The sequence below is a fragment of the Peribacillus kribbensis DSM 17871 genome, assembly GCF_000430765.1.
Lineage (GTDB): Bacteria > Bacillota > Bacilli > Bacillales > DSM-1321 > Paraperibacillus > Paraperibacillus kribbensis.
The window spans coordinates 380,331-399,169 of sequence record NZ_KE387238.1 but is presented as its reverse complement, the minus strand read 5'-3'; the positions used below and the strand labels follow the sequence as shown (position 1 = coordinate 399,169).

At 43.9% G+C, this 18,839-nt stretch carries 18 protein-coding genes and 2 other annotated features; of the genes, 13 read left to right on the top strand and 5 right to left on the bottom strand.

Annotated features, from left to right (window positions below):
• The first annotated feature begins 193 nt into the window (after nucleotides 1-193).
• Complete coding sequence (locus H539_RS0115750) at nucleotides 194-1,891, top strand: methyl-accepting chemotaxis protein (RefSeq protein WP_051348620.1); 1,698 nt, start codon at nucleotides 194-196, stop codon at nucleotides 1,889-1,891.
• Between the two features lie 258 nt (nucleotides 1,892-2,149).
• Nucleotides 2,150-3,334, top strand: a complete 1,185-nt coding sequence (locus H539_RS0115745) for a DHH family phosphoesterase (RefSeq protein WP_026694312.1) — start codon at nucleotides 2,150-2,152, stop codon at nucleotides 3,332-3,334.
• Nucleotides 3,335-3,522: 188 nt separating this feature from the next.
• Here the strand turns inward: H539_RS0115745 and H539_RS0115740 are convergent, their stop codons facing one another.
• The 4 genes from H539_RS0115740 to H539_RS0115725 all read right to left on the bottom strand — a co-directional run bounded on the left by H539_RS0115740 (nucleotide 3,523) and on the right by H539_RS0115725 (nucleotide 7,060).
• Nucleotides 3,523-3,981, bottom strand: coding sequence for a DinB family protein (locus tag H539_RS0115740; protein ID WP_026694311.1), 459 nt, complete (start codon nucleotides 3,979-3,981; stop codon nucleotides 3,523-3,525).
• A 109-nt stretch (nucleotides 3,982-4,090) separates the two neighbouring features.
• The gene (locus H539_RS31615; protein ID WP_155890086.1) at nucleotides 4,091-4,267 is read right to left on the bottom strand and encodes a hypothetical protein; all 177 of its coding nucleotides are present in this window, start codon (nucleotides 4,265-4,267) and stop codon (nucleotides 4,091-4,093) included.
• 149 nt (nucleotides 4,268-4,416) lie between these two features.
• Complete coding sequence (locus H539_RS0115730) at nucleotides 4,417-6,150, bottom strand: AAA family ATPase (protein ID WP_026694310.1); 1,734 nt, start codon at nucleotides 6,148-6,150, stop codon at nucleotides 4,417-4,419.
• 472 nt (nucleotides 6,151-6,622) lie between these two features.
• Nucleotides 6,623-7,060 (bottom strand): Dps family protein, encoded by a 438-nt coding sequence (locus H539_RS0115725; protein WP_026694309.1) that lies wholly within the window; start codon nucleotides 7,058-7,060, stop codon nucleotides 6,623-6,625.
• A gap of 235 nt (nucleotides 7,061-7,295) precedes the next feature.
• On the opposite strand from H539_RS0115725, the gene H539_RS28760 reads away from it, so the two are divergent.
• Together H539_RS28760 and H539_RS0115715 are read left to right on the top strand one after the other, a co-directional pair.
• Nucleotides 7,296-9,443, top strand: coding sequence for an alpha-galactosidase (locus H539_RS28760; RefSeq protein WP_051348619.1), 2,148 nt, complete (start codon nucleotides 7,296-7,298; stop codon nucleotides 9,441-9,443).
• A 39-nt stretch (nucleotides 9,444-9,482) separates the two neighbouring features.
• Nucleotides 9,483-9,755, top strand: coding sequence for a type II toxin-antitoxin system HicB family antitoxin (locus tag H539_RS0115715; protein ID WP_026694308.1), 273 nt, complete (start codon nucleotides 9,483-9,485; stop codon nucleotides 9,753-9,755).
• Between the two features lie 132 nt (nucleotides 9,756-9,887).
• On the opposite strand, the gene H539_RS0115710 is transcribed toward H539_RS0115715, so the two are convergent.
• Nucleotides 9,888-10,091 (bottom strand): cold-inducible protein YdjO-related protein, encoded by a 204-nt coding sequence (locus tag H539_RS0115710; protein WP_026694307.1) that lies wholly within the window; start codon nucleotides 10,089-10,091, stop codon nucleotides 9,888-9,890.
• 70 nt (nucleotides 10,092-10,161) lie between these two features.
• Here H539_RS0115710 and H539_RS0115705 point away from each other — a divergent pair, with 70 nt between their 5' ends.
• From H539_RS0115705 to H539_RS0115660, 9 genes are all read left to right on the top strand, one after another.
• The gene (locus tag H539_RS0115705) at nucleotides 10,162-11,097 is read left to right on the top strand and encodes a Gfo/Idh/MocA family protein (protein WP_026694306.1); all 936 of its coding nucleotides are present in this window, start codon (nucleotides 10,162-10,164) and stop codon (nucleotides 11,095-11,097) included.
• Between the two features lie 68 nt (nucleotides 11,098-11,165).
• Nucleotides 11,166-11,411, top strand: a binding site (T-box leader).
• A gap of 54 nt (nucleotides 11,412-11,465) precedes the next feature.
• Nucleotides 11,466-11,708: a binding site (T-box leader), on the top strand.
• A 70-nt stretch (nucleotides 11,709-11,778) separates the two neighbouring features.
• Nucleotides 11,779-13,155 carry an anthranilate synthase component I family protein gene (locus H539_RS28755; protein WP_051348618.1) on the top strand — a complete coding sequence of 459 codons (1,377 nt, stop codon included), beginning with the start codon at nucleotides 11,779-11,781 and terminating at the stop codon, nucleotides 13,153-13,155.
• Complete coding sequence (locus H539_RS0115690) at nucleotides 13,152-13,754, top strand: anthranilate synthase component II (RefSeq protein ID WP_026694305.1); 603 nt, start codon at nucleotides 13,152-13,154, stop codon at nucleotides 13,752-13,754. Before H539_RS28755 ends, H539_RS0115690 begins: the two co-directional genes overlap by 4 nt.
• On the top strand, nucleotides 13,735-14,766 hold the full coding sequence (gene trpD / locus H539_RS0115685; RefSeq protein WP_026694304.1) for an anthranilate phosphoribosyltransferase: 1,032 nt from the start codon (nucleotides 13,735-13,737) through the stop codon (nucleotides 14,764-14,766). The genes H539_RS0115690 and trpD overlap by 20 nt, the downstream gene beginning before the upstream one ends.
• A complete protein-coding gene (trpC, locus tag H539_RS0115680) occupies nucleotides 14,763-15,539 on the top strand; it encodes an indole-3-glycerol phosphate synthase TrpC (protein ID WP_026694303.1) in 777 nt (258 codons plus the stop codon). Before trpD ends, trpC begins: the two co-directional genes overlap by 4 nt.
• A complete protein-coding gene (locus tag H539_RS0115675) occupies nucleotides 15,536-16,153 on the top strand; it encodes a phosphoribosylanthranilate isomerase (protein WP_026694302.1) in 618 nt (205 codons plus the stop codon). Before trpC ends, H539_RS0115675 begins: the two co-directional genes overlap by 4 nt.
• Nucleotides 16,146-17,357: a tryptophan synthase subunit beta gene (trpB, locus tag H539_RS0115670; RefSeq protein ID WP_026694301.1), complete on the top strand. Its 1,212-nt coding sequence runs from the start codon at nucleotides 16,146-16,148 to the stop codon at nucleotides 17,355-17,357. The genes H539_RS0115675 and trpB overlap by 8 nt, the downstream gene beginning before the upstream one ends.
• Nucleotides 17,350-18,147, top strand: a complete 798-nt coding sequence (gene trpA / locus H539_RS0115665) for a tryptophan synthase subunit alpha (protein WP_026694300.1) — start codon at nucleotides 17,350-17,352, stop codon at nucleotides 18,145-18,147. The genes trpB and trpA overlap by 8 nt, the downstream gene beginning before the upstream one ends.
• A 91-nt stretch (nucleotides 18,148-18,238) precedes the next feature.
• On the top strand, nucleotides 18,239-18,661 hold the full coding sequence (locus H539_RS0115660) for a VOC family protein (RefSeq protein WP_026694299.1): 423 nt from the start codon (nucleotides 18,239-18,241) through the stop codon (nucleotides 18,659-18,661).
• The last annotated feature ends 178 nt before the right edge of the window (nucleotides 18,662-18,839 follow it).

Sequence of the window (18,839 nt, the reverse complement as noted above, 5' to 3'; positions counted from 1 at the left end):
TCGTACTATTACTATATCAAATGAACCTGTATTATTATTTCAATTATTGTAATTTTTGTAAAAACATATAGTACAATAAGCCTACTTCCTTTTTATGCGACCCTCTAAAAGACTATTTTTTTAAAATGTCTTAAAATTCTTACGAAATCAGCCGATATAAAAAATGAGTTACATATCTTTGGAGAAGGTTGGTATGAGTATGAAGCTTAAAGTTGGAATGAAGATCAGGGGAGGTTTTTTCATTGTTCTGCTGTTAATGGGGTGTGCGGCAGGTTTAGGGATTTATGAAATGAAAAAAATCAACGATGCCTATTCATCATTGTTAAAGAATGAAGTCAGAAACATGGATCTAATCAGGGACCTGAAATCTGCCCTTTATAAGCAATCGGGGGATATCCGTGGGTATTTATTGACTGGTGACGAGTCCCATCTTACAGATTATCAAAATTCTTCTAACAATCTTGAAAAAGGAATCATCCTGTTACAATCCCAAACCAATGATCCAGAGCTGAAAAAGAAGGTAAAAAACCTTCAGGTCATATCCAGGGACTACCAGCTGGTGGCAGAAAAAGAAATTAAAGCCAAGAAAGAGGGAAATGTAACAGTTTACTTAACGCTTGTTAAAACAAGCGCTGCAGCAGTCACCCAAAATTTTACGGAGGCAGCAGATGAATTGGTTTCCTTTCAAATTAATAAAGTGGAAGAAGTCAGTAAAAAAGCTTCCAGCCTGACAAGGCAGGTCCAGGTAATAGAAGGAGCAGCACTGCTGATCAGTATCTTGTTTGCATTATTATTATCAGCCATTATCAATTCTAAAATTACCAAGCCGATTGTGGCAGCATCCTTTAAGTTGAAAAAAGTCGCGGAAGGAGACCTTACGGTAAATCCGCTTAAGGTGAAGAGCCGTGATGAAATAGGTATAATGGCCACTGCACTGAATGATATGATCCAAAATCTTAAATCCATTGTTGATGGAGTCAACATGTCTGCAAGCCAGCTGGCAGCTAGCAGTGAAGAACTGGCAGCAAGTTCTGAGGAGAGTACTGCCGCCGCGGAACAAATTGCCCAAAATACACACCGCGCTTCACATGGAATGGAAGTTCAATCTCAGCAGTTTGAAACGGTTTCCAGTTCTGTAAATGAAATGATAGCAGGGCTGAAGCAAATCTCACACAATAGCAGTGAAATGCTTTCCGCAGCTGAAAAAGCCAGTGAAGTGACGGAAAAAGGGACAAACTCGATTGAAGGTGTTGTGGAGCGGATGGTATCCATAAATACTACCGTCAGTCAGGCAGCCGGAACGGTTCAATCCCTTAATGTCCGTTCTGAAGAAATCAGCAATATAGTGGGACTGATAACGGGAATTGCCGATCAGACTAACCTGCTTGCCTTAAATGCAGCCATTGAAGCTGCAAGGGCAGGCGAACAGGGCCGAGGATTTGCTGTGGTTGCAGACGAAGTGAGAAAGCTTGCCGTAGAATCCAAAAAATCAGCTGACCAAATAACGAGCCTGATTGCACTGGTCCAGGAAGAAATTAAAGAGACGGTTAAGGCAATGGATGAAGGAAACGAGCTAATCAACCAGGGACTTGCGGATACAAGCGAAGCAAACGCTGCGTTTGTGATGATCTCTGAATCCATTGGTTCTGTTGCTGTCAAGGTAAAGGAAGTATCCGAATCAGTCATTGATCTATCCGAAGCAGGCGTACAGATCGAAGAAGCAGTCATGGAGGTAAAAGAAATAAACGAAACCAGTACGGCAGCAGCCCTCGAAAGCTCAGCAGCAACAGAACAGCAGCTGGCTACGATGGAAGAGGTCACCTCTTCTGCAGAAGCTTTATCCAAGATGGCTGAGGACCTTCAGACATCGATTTCACATTTTAAATTATAAACACCATTCCTGGAGAGCCTTTCTCCGGGAATTTTTATTTTGAAAGCTGAAAAGGCATGCTGTTAGATTTAGGTTTAAAAGAGAACTTGTCCATAGAGTCTTTCCACATTTGCCTGTTTAATTAATCTTACAACCCGGAGTGTTTAGAAAGCCTCGATGCAGTTAAAATAAAGAAGGACAAATATGCTTAAGCAGGAATAGTTTACTTCCTGTTTTCAAAACATAAGAGGAGTTTCCTTTTACAACTTGGAGGTACATATGTATACGCTTTTGACTCATAATGATTTAGACGGGGTAGGCTGCGGGATTTTGGGAAAGCTTGCCTTCGGAGACCAGATTGATGTGAGATATAACTCCATAGCAAGCCTTAACAGGCAGGTCGAGCAATTTTTAGAAAAAAAGGACGTATCCCAGACACTCCTCATTACGGATCTTTCAGTCAGTGAAAAGAATGAAGAAGCGGTGGAGGAGTTTTTTCGAAACGGGGGACAGGTGACCCTCATAGACCACCATGTCACAGCCATTCATTTAAACCAGTACGAATGGGGATTTGTTGCAGTGGAGGATGAAGAAGGAAGGCCGGCATCTGCAACCTCTTTGTTTTATCAATACTTAATGACCCATGAGTTTCTAACAGGGTCACGGGCAATCGACGAATTTGTGGAACTTGTAAGGCAGTATGATACATGGGAATGGGAACGGCTTGCCAATCAGGATGCAAAACGGCTGAATGATTTGTTTTTTATGCTGTCCTTTGAAGAATTCGAAGAAAAAATGACCCGCCGTCTGCTTGAAAATGAACAGTTCGGGTTTGATGAGCTGGAAACCAAGCTCCTGGATATTGAAGAAAACAAAATTGAGAGATACATCCGAAGAAAGAAAAGAGAAGTATATCAAACGTTTATTGAAGGAGATTGTGCCGGTATCGTTCATGCAGAATCCTACCATTCCGAACTTGGCAATGAATTGATGAAGGAATTTAATCATCTGGATTATATAGCCATTGTCATGGTTGGAGGAAAAAGGATCTCCCTCAGGACAAGCCATGATGATATTGATGTCTCTAAAATAGCTGGGCGCTATCAGGGAGGCGGCCATCAGAAGGCCTCCGGCTGCAATCTGACCCAAGAGGGATTCCGTACATTCGTTGAACATACATTTCAATTGGAGCCCTTAAAAGCCGATGCCTTCCACAATAAATTTAATACGAAGGATACCAGCACCTTCTGTATGTTCAGCAATCATAAGCAGGATACCATTATACTCAGCCGTTCCGGAGAAGAGTGGCAGATTGAAATCAACACGGAAAAAGAAGGCATGTATCCATCCTTTGAAGAAGCGGAAAGGCATATAAAACGTAATCATTATGCCTGGCTGGTAAGGGATGATATTTATGTGGACTATTTAAGAAAGCATTATGCTGCTTACCGTTCAGGTAAATGATGTACTTCTTTAAAGAAGGCTCTTTTCGCATACATTGTGGCACTGGAACAAAGAGCAGGATCGAGGAGACTCGCATATCCGCTCCAATCAACCCGTTTTTATAAAGGAATTTTCTTTGAAGCCGCATCTATTAGAAAAGACCCTTAAAGAACGAGGCTGTCCCGGGACAGCCTCTTTGCTTTTCATATTTACCTCTTAACGAAAAATGGAAGTTCCGTATGGCCCATTCCTCTCACATAGACAAAAAGAGCTCCTTTATGGTGAATCTCGTGCTCGAGCGCTGAACGCAGCAATTGCAGTCCTGTCATAGAGCTGCCGAATATAGCTGAGACATCTACATCTTTCTCGAAATCCTGGTCAGATAATGATGCAAGGATTTCCTTTGTTTTATTGGTATACACTTCAGCGAATTTATGTAAGTCAGGCTCTTCTGCAGTCTTTTCCTGAAACGGCGCAAGGCTCCCTGTTTTCACCACAGAGGCAAATTTGTAGGAAGACTCCATAATATGCCTGGCCAGTTTGGCCGCTTCCATGGATGTCTCCGAAGGCTTAAACCCATAATTCTCTGGTGTAATGAATTGGATTAACTCATTGGTAACCTGGCGGTGGCTTAAAAAGGATTGAAGAAATGTTTCTGATTGATTCATGTAACTGCCTCCAAATGCATTTATACAAGGATCGATTGCAGCCTTGTTAGATATATTATATCGATTTGGACGTAAAATTTAAAAAAACCTGCTTAGCACGGTATCTCATCTAATTGAAATATCTGCTTTTCCAATCTTCATAAAAATTCTTAATCGTAGAGTGTATCCCCATTAATACTAGCAATATCAAATACAGCATCATGACCGTAGCAATTTCCCCTGTGAAAATCGCAAGAATGGCAATCCCTGTAATCCAAAAATAGAACATCGGTTTTGTCATGTTCATGTTATAGTCCCTCCGATCCCTGTATTTTTTATATTCCACTCGATTCAAAGATATCCTTTTTTTTCCTTATCGGGTCCAATCTTTTAGAAAAGACCCAAATAAAAAGAGGGTGTCCCAAAAGTTTATACCTTTTGGGACACCCTCTTTGTTTAAACGGTTGCCAGATCGATAAGGTCTGTTTCATTTACGATTTGGTCAACCTCCCAGCCTTCTAATGTTTCTTTCTTGAGAAGGGCTGTGACCAATGCATCATATTGAAGACGGTGAGTCTCGATGAGCATTTCTGTTTGCTCGAGTGCTTCGTGGAATAATTCCTTCATTTTCTGCTCTTTTTCTTCCTTGGAGAAAGAAAGGGTGAAGCCATCCTGAAGGACGCCAAGGTCGACCATTTGTTCAATGATTCTTCTGGCCTGCTGTACATCGCCTCCGACTCCGATGCTGTGTTCGCCCAGGAAGAGGCGCTCAGAGACACCGCCGGCTAGGATCATCTTCACCTGGTCCATCAAATCGGATGCAGTGGATAGATGCATTTCCTTTTGGATTGGAGCTACATATCCCAGCGCCTGTCCGCGTGGAATGATGGTGGCCTTTCTGACAGATCCTGGCTTGGTCAATGCAGAGATCAGAGCGTGGCCGGCCTCATGGATCGCGACACGCTGTTTTGTTTCGTTATCTTTCAAGGTCCTCGACGTGCTTCCTAAAATCGTACGGTCAAGTGCAAAATCAAGATCTGCCTGCTGGATCCTCTCCATGCCATTTCTGACAGCTCTTCTGCTGGCTGTTTCGAATAAAGAGCTCAGCTCAGCTCCTGAAAATCCGGATGTACTCTCAGCCAGTATATCAAGAGAGGCTGCTACATTATCAGCCAGTTTTTTTCCTTTAGCATGAATATCAATGATATCGCGGCGTCCTTTTGTGTCAGGGAGCGGAACCTCAAAAGAAAAGTCGATCCGTCCTGGACGAAGGAAGGCTTCATCCAGCATGTCTTTTCTATTGGTAGCGGCTATGAATAAGATGCCGTCATTGGACATTCCGCCATCCAGCTGTACTAGAAGCTCAGTCAGGGTTTTCTCGGATTCTTCACCACCGTGCTGCTTCCTCTTTGCAGCAAGTGCGTCTACCTCATCGATGAAAATAACGGCAGGAGACTGCTTTCTAGCTGTTTGGAACAGGCTTCTTACCCTTGAAGCACCGACTCCCACAAACATTTCATTGAAGGAAGCGCCGCTTGCCGAGAAGAAGCTTGCACCAATTTCATGGGCCATAGCCTGGGCAAGAAGGGTTTTCCCGGTTCCGGGAGGTCCGTAAAGCAAAATTCCTTTTGGCGGTTTAATGCCGATCTTGGATGCTCTTTCCGGTTCTTTGAAAATGGATAGAGTTTGTGCGATTTCTTCCTTCATCTCATCAGGTAGGCCGCCTACCTCTTTAAGTGTAATGGAAGGGAGTGGTTTGGATTTCGAGATGCTGCTCTTGCTCTTGGCAGCGGTACCTGCTCCTTCTTTGTACTTCTTTTGATAAAAAATGGCCGCACATGCCAGAATAATCAGCAAGCCGCCGATGATCCATCCGCCATATTGGCTGTTGTTCGAGTATGAGTATTGTACATTATATTTTTCAACCAGCTTGTCTACCATCTGGCTGTTAGGCGGGACATAGCTTACGAATGTGCCATGGGGGGTCGTTAAGATGAGCTTCCCATCCTGCTGTTCTTTCAATGAAACAGGTTCACCCTTCTGGGATTGGATGGTCTGGGACAGAGACGAAAAGGGAATGGAAACTTCTTTTGAAGAACTTTTAATTATCCAAAAAACGGAAACAGCTGCTATCAGTAAAACTGCCAGAGGCAGAACAAATTTTGTCATAAGTTTTGGACGTGTATTCAAAAACTCATCTCCTTTTTAATGGTGGCCTGCGCACCTTCATTTTACAGGCAGGTAGAATGTTGCCTAAAAACAGGAGTGACTTTGAAATAGAGTAGCTATCAATCTAATATAAATATAACTAGATTATAGAAAATTTGAATATATTATTAAAGTATTATTTCTAAATTATTGGCGGTAAATAGTGGTAAATGTAAAAAATAGGTTTGAAGTCATGGTGGAGTGGGTTTGCGGATAGTAAATTGGTGAAATACTGGTGTCAGCGGATACTTAAGAAAATAAAAATCTGTATTCTGATCCATCAGGCAGGGCTGGAGCCTTGTGATGATCCAAGCTCAGAATGATCCAAGGCTCACCTCTATAAGAACCGAGCCTAGAACAAATCATTCTTATATTCCTAACTGTGAACCATGTCGAGCCTGCCTTTCTGCCTAAAAAAAAGCGCATGATGTGTTTTTCATGCGCCTTCCTAGTATCAGCTGTTTAAAAATGTGCTGAACATCCATAAGTGTTTTTCGAGTGAAACGGAAATTCCAAGAAAGAGGTCGCTCGTGCCTTCGTCTCCCGCCTGCTGGGCTGTTTCCATTCCCTGTTTGAGTTCATCAATCAGCTGTTTAAAGTCGCTGCTTAGGCTTTCAACCATCTCATTTGTGGTTTCATTGCCTGCAGCCTCCTTGATGGTCGCTATTTCTAATACTTCTTTTAAGGTTGCGGCAGGACGTCCTTTGATTGCCAAGAGTCTCTCCGCCAATTCATCGACATATTGATTCGCTTCGTTGTACAGCTCCTCAAATTTCACATGCAGTGTGAAAAAATTCTCTCCTTTAACATACCAGTGGTAATTATGGAGCTTTGTATAGAGAAGCGTCCAATTCGCTACTTGCTGATTCAGTATATTGTGCAATTCCGGCATGACTTATTCCTCCCAAAAAATATGTTCAATGGTTATTTTTTCTTAAGCAGCAAGAATTATTCTCTGCTTATTCTCCATATGTTTTCCTCAAAGCAAAGGAAATTAAACATGAAATACATAAACGGTAAGTGATTTTATGCCGGGGAACAGGCATATTCTTTAAGTAGGACATTAAAATGTACAGGTAATGAGGAGAAAGGGCAGTTCAACAAAGTTAAACAGGGCAGGTGGGCTAATGGGAATCAGGATCAGCCGTGACCAAAGAGTTATTTCGCTGGATGCTTTGGATAGCAGCTATATTTTTCATGTGACACAGGAAGGGGAGGTAGTTCATGTTTATTGGGGGAAAAGGCTCAGCAATCTTGAGGATCTGGATCTCCCGGTTTATAAAAATTATTCCACCTTTGAACGAAGGGAGGAGATTCTGCCTGAAGAAATGACTGCCTGGGGTCAGCTGAGATATAAGGAGCCCTCCCTGAAAATTCATTTCCAGGATGGAACCAGGGATCTATGTTTAATCTTTGATGGATTTTCACTGGAAAATGAAAAGCTGCAACTCCATTTTTCGGATTTATTCTATAAAGTACATATTCACGTGAATTATGAGGTCTATTCTGAACATGGAATGATTAAAAGAAAACTGGTGATCGAAAATAAAGAGGATCAGGATATTGAGCTGGCTTTATTCTATAGCGGGGAATGGAACTTTCCGCACGATCAGCTCTATTTGACCAATGTAGAAGGTACCTGGGCAAATGAGGGGAACTTATTCCGGAGGAAACTAGCCGGCGGGAAAACCATATTCGAAAGCAGGAAGGGTATTACCGGTCACAACTACAATCCCTGCTTTATGGTGGATCAGGAAGCTTCGGAATTTTCTGGGGATGTCTTTTTCGGATGCCTTGCCTATAGCGGGAATTTTAAGCTTGTGGCAGAACAAAGGCCATTTGGGGATACAAGGGTCCTTCTTGGAATCAATGATTTTGATTCGCTTCTTTCCCTTCAAACAGGGAAAAGCTTTGAGACGCCAGAGGTATTCTTTGGGCATACAGCCCATGGGTTTAATGCTGCCTCACATGCCTTGCACACATTCTCTCTGGATCGGCTTCTGCCGGATAATCAGAGAAGGGAAGTCCGTCCGGTTCTTTATAATTCATGGGAAGCTGTAAAGTTTAATGTGGACCTTAAAAGTCAGGAGGATTTGGCTGAAAAGGCCGCATCCCTGGGAACAGAGCTTTTTGTCGTGGATGATGGGTGGTTCAAGAATCGGAATCATTCCCGTTCAGGACTGGGTGACTGGTATCCGGATGAGATAAAATTCCCCGATGGTTTGGCGCCATTGATTCAAAAGGTGAATGAACTGGGAATGAAGTTTGGTTTATGGATTGAGCCTGAAATGGTCAGTAAAGACAGCCACTTATACCGTATGCACCCAGACTGGGTCTATGGTTTTGAAAACAGGGAAGCAACCATGTCCAGATCACAGCTTGTTTTAAACCTGACAAAGCCAGAGGTATTCAATTATTTATTTTTTATTATGGACACTTTGCTGGAACGGTATAAGATCTCCTTTATCAAGTGGGATATGAACCGGCCGTTTTCCGAGCCGGGTGCCTTAAACCTCCCGGCAGACAGGAGGCAGGAAATCTGGGTGGAGCATAATCGGACCGTGTTCCGTCTGCTTTCCAGACTTCGGGAAAAGCATCCCTCCGTCATGTGGGAAGGATGTGCATCAGGAGGCGGACGGGTCAATTTTGAAGCCATCCAATACTTTGATCAATTATGGCCGAGCGATAATACAGATGCTCTTGACCGGATCGGCATCCAGCATGCATTCAGTTTCGCGTATCCTGCCAAAGTGATGGCTTCATGGGTGACAGATTCCCCTAATGGACACACCAAAAGGAAGCTGCCACTCTCGTTCCGCTGTGATGTATCGATGACGGGAGTGATGGGAATTGGCTGCAATTTATCTAAACTCAAGGAGGATGATCTGAAACTGCTCAGGGATAAGATTTCCTATTACAAGAAGATCAGGGATGTAATCCAGCATGGGGATCTTCTGAGGATCAGCGCATCCAATGATATAGGGCAGATTCACTCGGTTCAATATATAAAAAAAGAAAAGAGTGTAGTATTTGTTTTTAAAAAGGGAAAAAGTACTGATACCAGGCATCGAGTTAAGTTAGCCGGATTGGCCGCAGAAAAACGATACTGCATTTCGTATGGTGAAAAAATTATTGCCATAAAATCAGGAGATTACTTGATGAATGCAGGTCTTCAGCTTTATCTTCCGGGAGGGTACACCAGCAGGATTTTCGAGGTGTATCCAAAGGCTGGAGAGCTTTATAAAAAGCAAAACAAGCGGAACTCCATTTTTTAACAGCTGATGGCATCAATGGCAGAAGAGGAGGCGGATATCATGGCGGAATATCAATTTTTGGGAGTTGTGGAGCAGAATGATACCAGTTATTTCGTGAAATTTCCCGATGTGGAAAGCTGTTTTGCTGAAGGAAGGACACTTTCTGAAGCAATAAATCTTGCGGAAGAATCACTGGGGGTTTATCTTGCATTCTGCGAAGATGAAAAAAAGGAGATTCCCCGGCCAGCACAGACCGGGGATCTTGATTTAAAGAACAATGAGCAGCTCGTACTCGTCCATATTCATACGGATTTATTCAGGGAAATATCATGAGGCTTTGAAGGACAAAAAAATGAAGCAGCCATAATCCGGCTTTAATCCGGATGAGGCTGCTTCATTTTTTATTCGAATCTTTTTGCTGGAGGAAGTAAGTATGTCATAATAAATCCGAGAAGATGTATGAAGTTATGAATTTTTCTGGATATTTGGCGGGATTTTTACCAGGAGGCGTTCTCCGGCTTCCATTTTTTCGCCGCAGAGCGGGCAGTCTGGAAGCTCCTGGAATGAATATTCCTTTCTCATCCAGCCATTGCATTCCTGTGAAAGGCATTCCCATACTGCGATCTGTTCTTTCGGCAGAGGTTCTTCCCATTTTTTACCGTTATACATTGTTTTATCACAACTCCTTTTATCGATTGTATCATATGAATGGCCATTTAATAGAGAGAGGGCTGAAAACATGTTAAAAATAGGTATAATTGGCTTAGGTGATATTGCCCAAAAAGCATATCTGCCCATTTTTAGCCGCATAGAGGATGCAGAGTTCCATCTTTATACAAGAAATCAGGAAAAGTTGAAAAATCTAGGAAATCAATACCGCTGGTCCCATCTTCATGAAAGCCTGGATTCTCTGCTTGAAGCAGGAATCAAAGGTGCATTCGTGCATACTTCCACTGATTCACATAAAGAAATCGTTACACGCCTCTTACATAAAGGGATCCATGTATTTGTGGATAAGCCCATTACGGCAGACTATGAATCTTCCAAAAAATTGGTAGAGCTGGCAAGAGAGAAAAATCTCATGCTGACTGTTGGGTTTAATAGGCGATTCGCTCCTCCTTATCAATTTGTAAGAGAGACCCCTGAACTAAATATGGTATTAATGCAAAAAAACCGGAGCAGTCTGCCGGATTCACCGAGAAGATTTATCTTTGATGATTTTATCCATGTCGTGGATACAATCAGACATTTATATCCTTATGATTTTAATGAAACGATTATTACAGGGAAAATGATTTCGAATAAATTATTTCATGTGACGATGCAGCTTGTATCAGACGAAGGAACTGCCATCGGCATCATGAACCGTGACAGCGGCACCACTGAGGAACGTCTGGAGGCATTTGGGTCTGAAGGAAAAAGGATTGCTTTAAATGTGAATGAAAATGTCCTAATACAGGAAAAGAATGAAACGAAGCTAGGCGGAAATGATTGGGAAGAAACTCTGTCGAAGAGGGGGTTCCGGACCATGATTCAGAACTTTATCGACTTCCTGACGGGAAAAGCAGAGATATACATAACACCAGAAGATGCTCTTATGACCCATTGGCTGTGTGAGCAGGCAGTCCAGAAATTTGAAAAAAGAAACGTGGAGCACTCTGCGGGAATAAAATAATTCTTTTTGAATAAAATAATTGACAATCACAGAATAAAGTTTTATAGTCTTTATTAAATCAACTGAATCGAACGGCGTTGACGAAGAGTAGTAGCTTAAACGAAATGATCCAGAGAGCCGGTGGCAGGTGAAAACCGGTGAATTTCCTAAGTGAATGGACTTCAGAGCCTTTAAACCGAACCCTGTATCCAGGCAGTAGGCTTTAACGTTTGCTCCGCGTTAAGGAGTCAGGCATCAGGATTTCGCCTTGATGCTGTCGAGTGGATTGCAATGCAATCAATTAAAGGTGGTACCGCGGGCTTCCCGTCCTTTTTTTAAGGATGGGAGGCCCTTTTTGCGTTCAAAAAACGGGGATAGTCCCTGTATAATCAAAATCACTGAGGAAGAAGAGTACCTTAAACAAATGTTCCAGAGAGCCGGTGGCAGGTGTGAACCGGTACAGGAGTTTAAGCGAATGGGCTTCCGAGAGGTCCCTTGAAAGAGAAGTAGAGGGACACGGACTCCTCCGTTAAAGGGATAGGATATCGAAGGGCAGCCTTCTGTATCCGAAGAGATGGGAAAGGTTTTTGATTTCCCAACGGAGGTGGCACCGCGGAATATTCGCCCTCCATAAGCTTCGGCTTATGGAGGGCTTTTTTTATTTTACACACACTGACAAAGAATCAGGAAAGAGGGATTTAATTGGCTGTTAATTGTACGAATTCATTGAAGGTATACAAAAGGACATTAAGTTCCCCGGTTGATGCACAATCTGTATACGCAGGCCTCGCTGGCAGCTGCAAAGCATATCTGATGTTTCCGGGGGATAAAGGTGGAACACAGACGATGATTGGATTTAATCCTGCCATCCAAATCCGCTCTAGGGAGGGGCGGACAGAAAGGATACAAAAAGGAAGGACTGAGGTCCTTGCGGGCGATCCCATTCAGATCCTAAAAGAGATGACAGACAGGTACAGAAGTGAGCCAGGCGGAATAGCGAAAGCGATCGGGTATTTCAGCTATGATATGATCCGCAGCCTGGAAAGCATAGGCCAGGAAAAGGCTGATGACCTGGGAGTCTATGATACGTATTTCCTTTTCCACTCTGAATTCTTGATTATAAACGAAAACAAGGAAGCTGCTTACTACCTTTTGGATTATGATCATGCTCTTTCACAAGCAGAGGCAGACAGTCTGCTGAACCAAAGAATCGAAGAGATTGAGGCTTTGCCGCAAAAAGAAAATGCAGAAGATTTCCAATTTTTCGGTTTTGTATCCGATACGGGAAAAGCAGACTTTATTAAGTCGGTCGAAACCCTGAAGCATCACATTTTGGAGGGCGATATCTTCCAGGCTGTCCTTTCACACCGGCTCAAGAGTGGTTATCAGGGAGATCCTTTCGACTATTTTATTAAGCTGTGCACGTATAATCAGTCAGCCTACCGTTTCTATATGGACTTTGGAGCTTATCAGATTGCGGGAAGTTCACCCGAACGGCTTGTTACCGTGAAGGAAAACAAGATTTTATCCAATCCGATTGCAGGTACAAGGCCAAGAGGCAAAAGTCCTGTTCTGGATGATGACCTTGCCAGGGAGCTTCTAGAGGACGAAAAGGAAAGGGCTGAGCATTATATGCTCGTTGACTTAGCAAGAAATGACCTTGGAAAGATTAGTGAGACTTCATCTGTGAAAGTAACAAGACTGATGGAGATTGAAAAGTATGTAAATGTGATGCACCTGGTCTCCGATGTAGAGGGAACCCTGGATAAACAGGTCCACTTCCTGGATGCCGTTCCTTCCTGTCTGCCCGCCGGTACTGTTTCAGGCGCACCAAAGATAAGGGCCATGCAGCTGATCAATGATTTGGAGACAACCAGAAGAGGGGCATATGCAGGGGGCATCGGCTATTTTACCTTTGATGGGACGCTCGACCTGGCACTGACCATCCGCACGCTCGTTTTCTCAGGCGGCCACGCTTATCTGCAGGCAGGAGCAGGCATTGTACACGATTCCATACCTGAGAAGGAATGGGAAGAAACGCTTCATAAGGCAAGCGGACTAATGGAGGCGGTAAGATGATTTTACTAATTGATAATTACGATTCCTTTACGTATAACTTGTATCAAATGTTAAAGGAAGAAGGACAGGAAATTCTGGTCAAAAGAAATGATGAGCTGACCATTCAAGATATAAACAGGCTGAATCCAAAAGGAATCATTTTATCTCCCGGTCCTGGAAACCCGCACACCGCAGGAATCTGCCTGCAGCTTGTTAAGGAGTTTTCATCCAGAATCCCGATTCTTGGAATCTGCCTGGGCCATCAAGTAATAGGCGAAGCATATGGAGGCATTGTCAAAAAGGCCAGGGCCGTCAAGCATGGCAAAACATCGGTGATCACACATCTTGGAGAGGGTATTTTCCAAAATGTCAAAAACGGAATTACAGTGATGAGATATCACTCCCTGCTGGTGGACCGTACAAATTTACCGGAATGTCTTGAAATAACAGCAGAAGCAGCCGATGATGGTGCGGTTATGGCTGTCCGCCATAAAGACCATCAAGTGATCGGGCTCCAATTCCACCCAGAATCAATTGCTACAGAATACGGAAAAGAAATGGTTCAAAACTTTGTAGAAATGGTAAACAGGAGGGATATTCGTGAAAAAGTACCTAACTAAACTTGTAAACGGAATAGAATTATCCTACACAGAAATGGAAGAAGCGGCGGCCTGCCTTCTTCATCCCCAAACATCTGAAAGCGAAATTGCGGCTTTTCTGATGGGCATTAATGTTAAGGGGGCTGTACCAGACGAGATGGCAGCATTGTCCCAGGCGATCCGTGCAGCATCTACCCATAAATTCACAGCTGGAGAAGCGGCCATGGATATCTGCGGAACCGGCGGAGATGGCTCCAACAGCTTTAATATCAGTACTACCACAGCATTTGTTCTTGCGTCCGGCGGAGTGAAAGTAATTAAGCATGGGAACCGGGGCATTACCAGCCGCTCAGGGAGCATGGATGTACTGGAAAGCCTGGGGATATCACTATCCCAGAATGCGGAGGAAGCGAAAAAGATGATAGAGCAAACCAACATTGCTTTTCTCTTTGCCCAGCATGTGCATCCGCAGCTGAAAAAGATTGTGAAGGTACGGAAGGATTTAGGGATCCCGACCGTTTTTAACAGTCTAGGCCCGCTAACAAATCCAGTTTCCTTAACCTATCAGGTAACGGGGGTATATTCACCTAAACTGCTGGATCCTTATGCAGAAGTCTTTCTTAAATTAGGCAGAAAAAAGGCGGTTGTCATCCACGGGGCAGGCGGCATGGATGAAGCTTCCCTCCAGGGAGAGAACCAGCTTAGGATTATTGAAAACGGCAGCAGCAGAGCCGAGACGGTAAGGCCGGCCGAGCTGGGATTGAAAGAGGTCAGCAATCTGGAAATCAGGGGCGGGTCTCCTGAGAGGAACGCGGATATCTTACTGTCTGTATTGGAAGGAGATAGAGGGCCGTTTACAGATACGGTTTTATTGAATGCGGGCATCGGATTCTTTGCTTCAGAAAAGGCAGGTACGATCAAGGAAGGAATAGAGCTGGCAGATTCACTCCTGCAGTCAGGCAGGACCTACTCTCATTTTAAAAAGATATTGGAAATATCAAAAGCGGTCAGCAAGGAGGAGGCAATCATATGAAAGATTATTTAGAGCCGATTTTACAGGAGAAAAGGAAAAGTCTTTCCCAGCGGAGTCTTCCCTATATAAATAAAAATGAAAGACAGGCGGACTACAGCTTAAAGAAAGCTTTGGAACGGGGCTTCACCGTCATAGCCGAATTTAAAAGGGCTTCTCCTTCCAAGGGAGCCATTAATCTTCAAGCAGATCCTGTCCAAACTGCCAGGATGTATGAGGAAGCAGGAGCAGATGCCATGAGTGTTCTTACCGAAGAAACTTTTTTCAAGGGAAGTATGAAGGATCTGGACCTCGCAAGAAATACCATAAAGCTCCCTATCCTTTGCAAGGATTTTATGCTGGAGACATCACAGATTGACGAAGCATTCCACTTTGGTGCAAATATCATCCTATTAATCGTAAGAGCATTGGATGACCGGAAGTTAAAGGAACTTTATCAGTACGCAGTATCCCTCGGGCTGGATGTTTTGACTGAGGTCCACAATGAGCGGGAACTGGACCGGGCACTGGAGATAGGGGCAGATATTATAGGAATTAACAATCGCAATCTATCAACCTTTCAAATCGATTTGTCTGTAACCGAAGAACTCGCAGCAAAGGCGAAAAAGAACAATGCCTACGTCATCAGTGAAAGCGGCATTACCTCTCTCGATGACTGCAGAAGGGTAGTGAAGGCCGGAGCTGACGGCATACTTGTGGGGGAAGCATTCATGAGGCAGGACAATCCAAGGCAGTTTTTAGCTGATATGAAAAACCTTAAGGTGGAAAGCCGATGAAAGTGAAGATTTGCGGAATCATGGATATTCAGACAGCAGAAGCTGCTGCGGGATATGGAGCGGATGCCCTGGGCTTTGTCTTTGCTGAAAGCAAGCGGAAAATCGAGAAAGAAACCGCAAGGGAAATTATCAGCACGCTTCCGGCTCATATTGAAAAGGTAGGCGTGTTTGTGGATGAAACGGCCGAAGAAATCAGAGAGATTGCGGAATATACCGGTCTTACCCTCATCCAGCTGCATGGAGATGAAGGTGCTGATTTTATTCGAACGCTTGGAATGCCCGTCATAAAAGGTATTTCCTTTCAGCCAGGAAGTAAAAGCGTGATCCAGCAGTTCGGAAGTGAATTTATCCTTCTTGATGCTCCGAGAGGAAAATACCATGGAGGCAATGGGGAAGCCTTTGACTGGGAGGCAATACGGGGGCTTGGAAGCCATACAAAGAATCTCATTCTAGCCGGCGGCTTGACCCCGGAAAATGTAGCGGAAGCTGTTTCCATCGTTGAACCTTATATGGTAGATGTGAGCAGCGGAGTCGAAACAGACGGAAGAAAAGATCTCGGGAAGATTAAAAGATTTATAGAAAATGCAAAAACGGGAGTGAAGGAAAATGTCTAAACCATCATATTCAATGCCTGACCAAAACGGTAAATACGGGGTATTCGGCGGAAAATTTGTGCCTGAAACTTTAATGGCTGCTATAACCGAGCTTGAAGAAGCATACCAGACCATCGGGCGTTCAGAAGAATTTAGGGAAGAGTTCCAGGACCTGCTTAAAAATTATGTCGGCCGTTCCACTCCTTTATATTTTGCCAAAAGGCTATCTGAGAAATTGGGCGGAGCCAAAATTTATCTGAAGCGGGAAGATCTAAACCATACAGGGGCACACAAAATCAATAATACTCTTGGCCAGGCCCTCCTGGCAAAAAGAATGGGAAAGAACAAAGTGGTTGCTGAAACTGGAGCCGGCCAGCATGGGGTAGCCACCGCAACGGTCTGCGCCCTTCTGGATATGGAAGCCGTTATTTTCATGGGAGAAGAAGATATCCAGCGTCAAAAACTGAATGTGTACAGAATGGAGCTGCTCGGAGCCAAGGTTGTATCGGTGACCCAGGGAAGCAGGACTCTGAAGGATGCCGTCAATGAGGCCCTTCGTTATTGGGTCAGCAATATTGATGATACCCACTATATCATGGGGTCTGTCCTCGGTCCGCATCCTTTTCCCCAGATCGTACGGGATTTTCAAAGTGTTATCGGAAGTGAAACAAAGGCCCAATTTCAGGCTGCAGAAAATAGGCTTCCTGATTATGTTGTGGCCTGCATCGGAGGAGGCAGCAATGCCATGGGGATGTTTTATCCGTTCATTGAAGATCAAGAAGTAAGCTTAATAGGAGTGGAGGCAGCAGGAAAAGGTCTTGAAACCCCTTTTCATGCGGCATCCCTGACAAAAGGAAAAAAGGGAATCCTTCATGGAGCGCATATGTACCTTTTGCAGAGCGGGGACGGGCAGATCCAGGAGGCGCATTCCATCTCAGCCGGACTCGATTATCCCGGTGTAGGTCCAGAGCATTCTTATTTAATGGAAGAAGGGCGGGTCACATATACTTCGGTCACTGATGAGGAAGCTTTGTCCGCCTTCCATCTCCTGACCAGAACAGAAGGCATCATACCAGCCCTTGAAAGCTCACATGCGATTGCTCATGCGGTCAAATTGGCGCCAAGACTTGATCAGAATTCAAGTATGGTCATTTGTTTATCAGGCCGCGGAGATAAAGACGTAGATACCATAAGAAAAATGGAAGGGAGATCTGAACATGAGTAAACGGAAACTGGAAGCACTCTTTCAGACTTTAATAAAAGAAGATAAAAAGGCATTCACAGCCTATATCATGGGAGGAGACGGGGGTATAGACAGGCTTGAAAAAGACCTCTTATTCCTTCAGGAAAGCGGAGCGGATCTCATCGAGGTAGGGGTGCCCTTTTCAGATCCGGTTGCAGACGGACCTGTCATCCAGGAAGCTGGACTTCGGGCATTAAAGAACGGAGTATCCCTGGAAATGATCCTGAATAAGCTGACAGAGATAAAAGAAAAAATCACTGTTCCCATAATCTTAATGACCTATATCAATCCAGTCCTGCAATATGGACTTGAACAATTTGCTGATGCCAGCAGACAGGGAGGAATTGCAGGCTGCATCTTCCCTGACCTCCCATATGAAGAGGAAGCGCTCGTTAAAGAGCACCTGGCAGCAGCTGATATTGCGATCATAAGACTCGCCGCCCTTACCAGCGGAGCAGAAAGGCTGAAAACCCTGACAAGTGACAGCGAAGGCTTTATCTATGCGGTCACTGTAAATGGAGTCACTGGTGAACGAGCAGAACTAAATGCTGCTGAAATCAAGAATAAAATCGATAAAATCAAGAGCTTTACAAATACTCCTGTTCTAGCAGGATTCGGCATCTCCTCCGCTGATGCTGCGCAGTCCCTGCTGCCATCCTGCGAAGGCGTCATCGTAGGCAGCAAAATCGTCCAGGCATTTCATGAGGGACGGAAGGAAGAGATAAGGGAATTCATTTCAAGCATTAAGGGCCTATCTCTAATCAGCGGGTGAAAGAGTCACATTAATTCAAAAGTGAAAGTAGGAAAATGTAGAAAAAGGGAGAATATCTATCTTATAGCTTCATAATAAGGAGGGGTATTCCTTGAAAACGCAATTAAGAAGGGTCGGCACAGCATATCTGCCTGTAAGTGACGTCACATTCTCAGCACATTGGTATGTAAAAAAGCTCGGCGCGCAGCTTAGCTATCAGGATGAAGAAAAAGCGATTATCAATATGGCGAATCAAAGCTTCTTCCTTGTAAAAGCGGCTCCAAACCAGCGGCTGAATTTCATTGATTATCGGGGGGAAGAGCTCTTTTCCATGACATTTGAAGTAAATGGAGTCAAGGAACTTACTTCTCTCCATCATGAATTGGAGTCCCTGGAAGTGCAGATTGGACAAATTGAGGACAGGGGACATACAGGAAAGAATTTTGTTTTTTACGATCCTGATGGAAACAAATTTGATGTATGGAGTGAATTGAGCAGGGACTTCATTGAGAAGCATGGAGAACTCTCTTCCTAAAAATAGGCTGGCAGCAGATAAGCTGCCAGCCTTTAACTATGTTTGGATGGATGCAGTGATTCAAGTAAGTGGATACCCTTGCAGGTAAAGAGCAATGGCCAATTGCGTGTATGAATTTATTTTTCATAATTTTGTAAATATACGTGGTATGATTTATGAAGTACATAAGAAAAGGAGC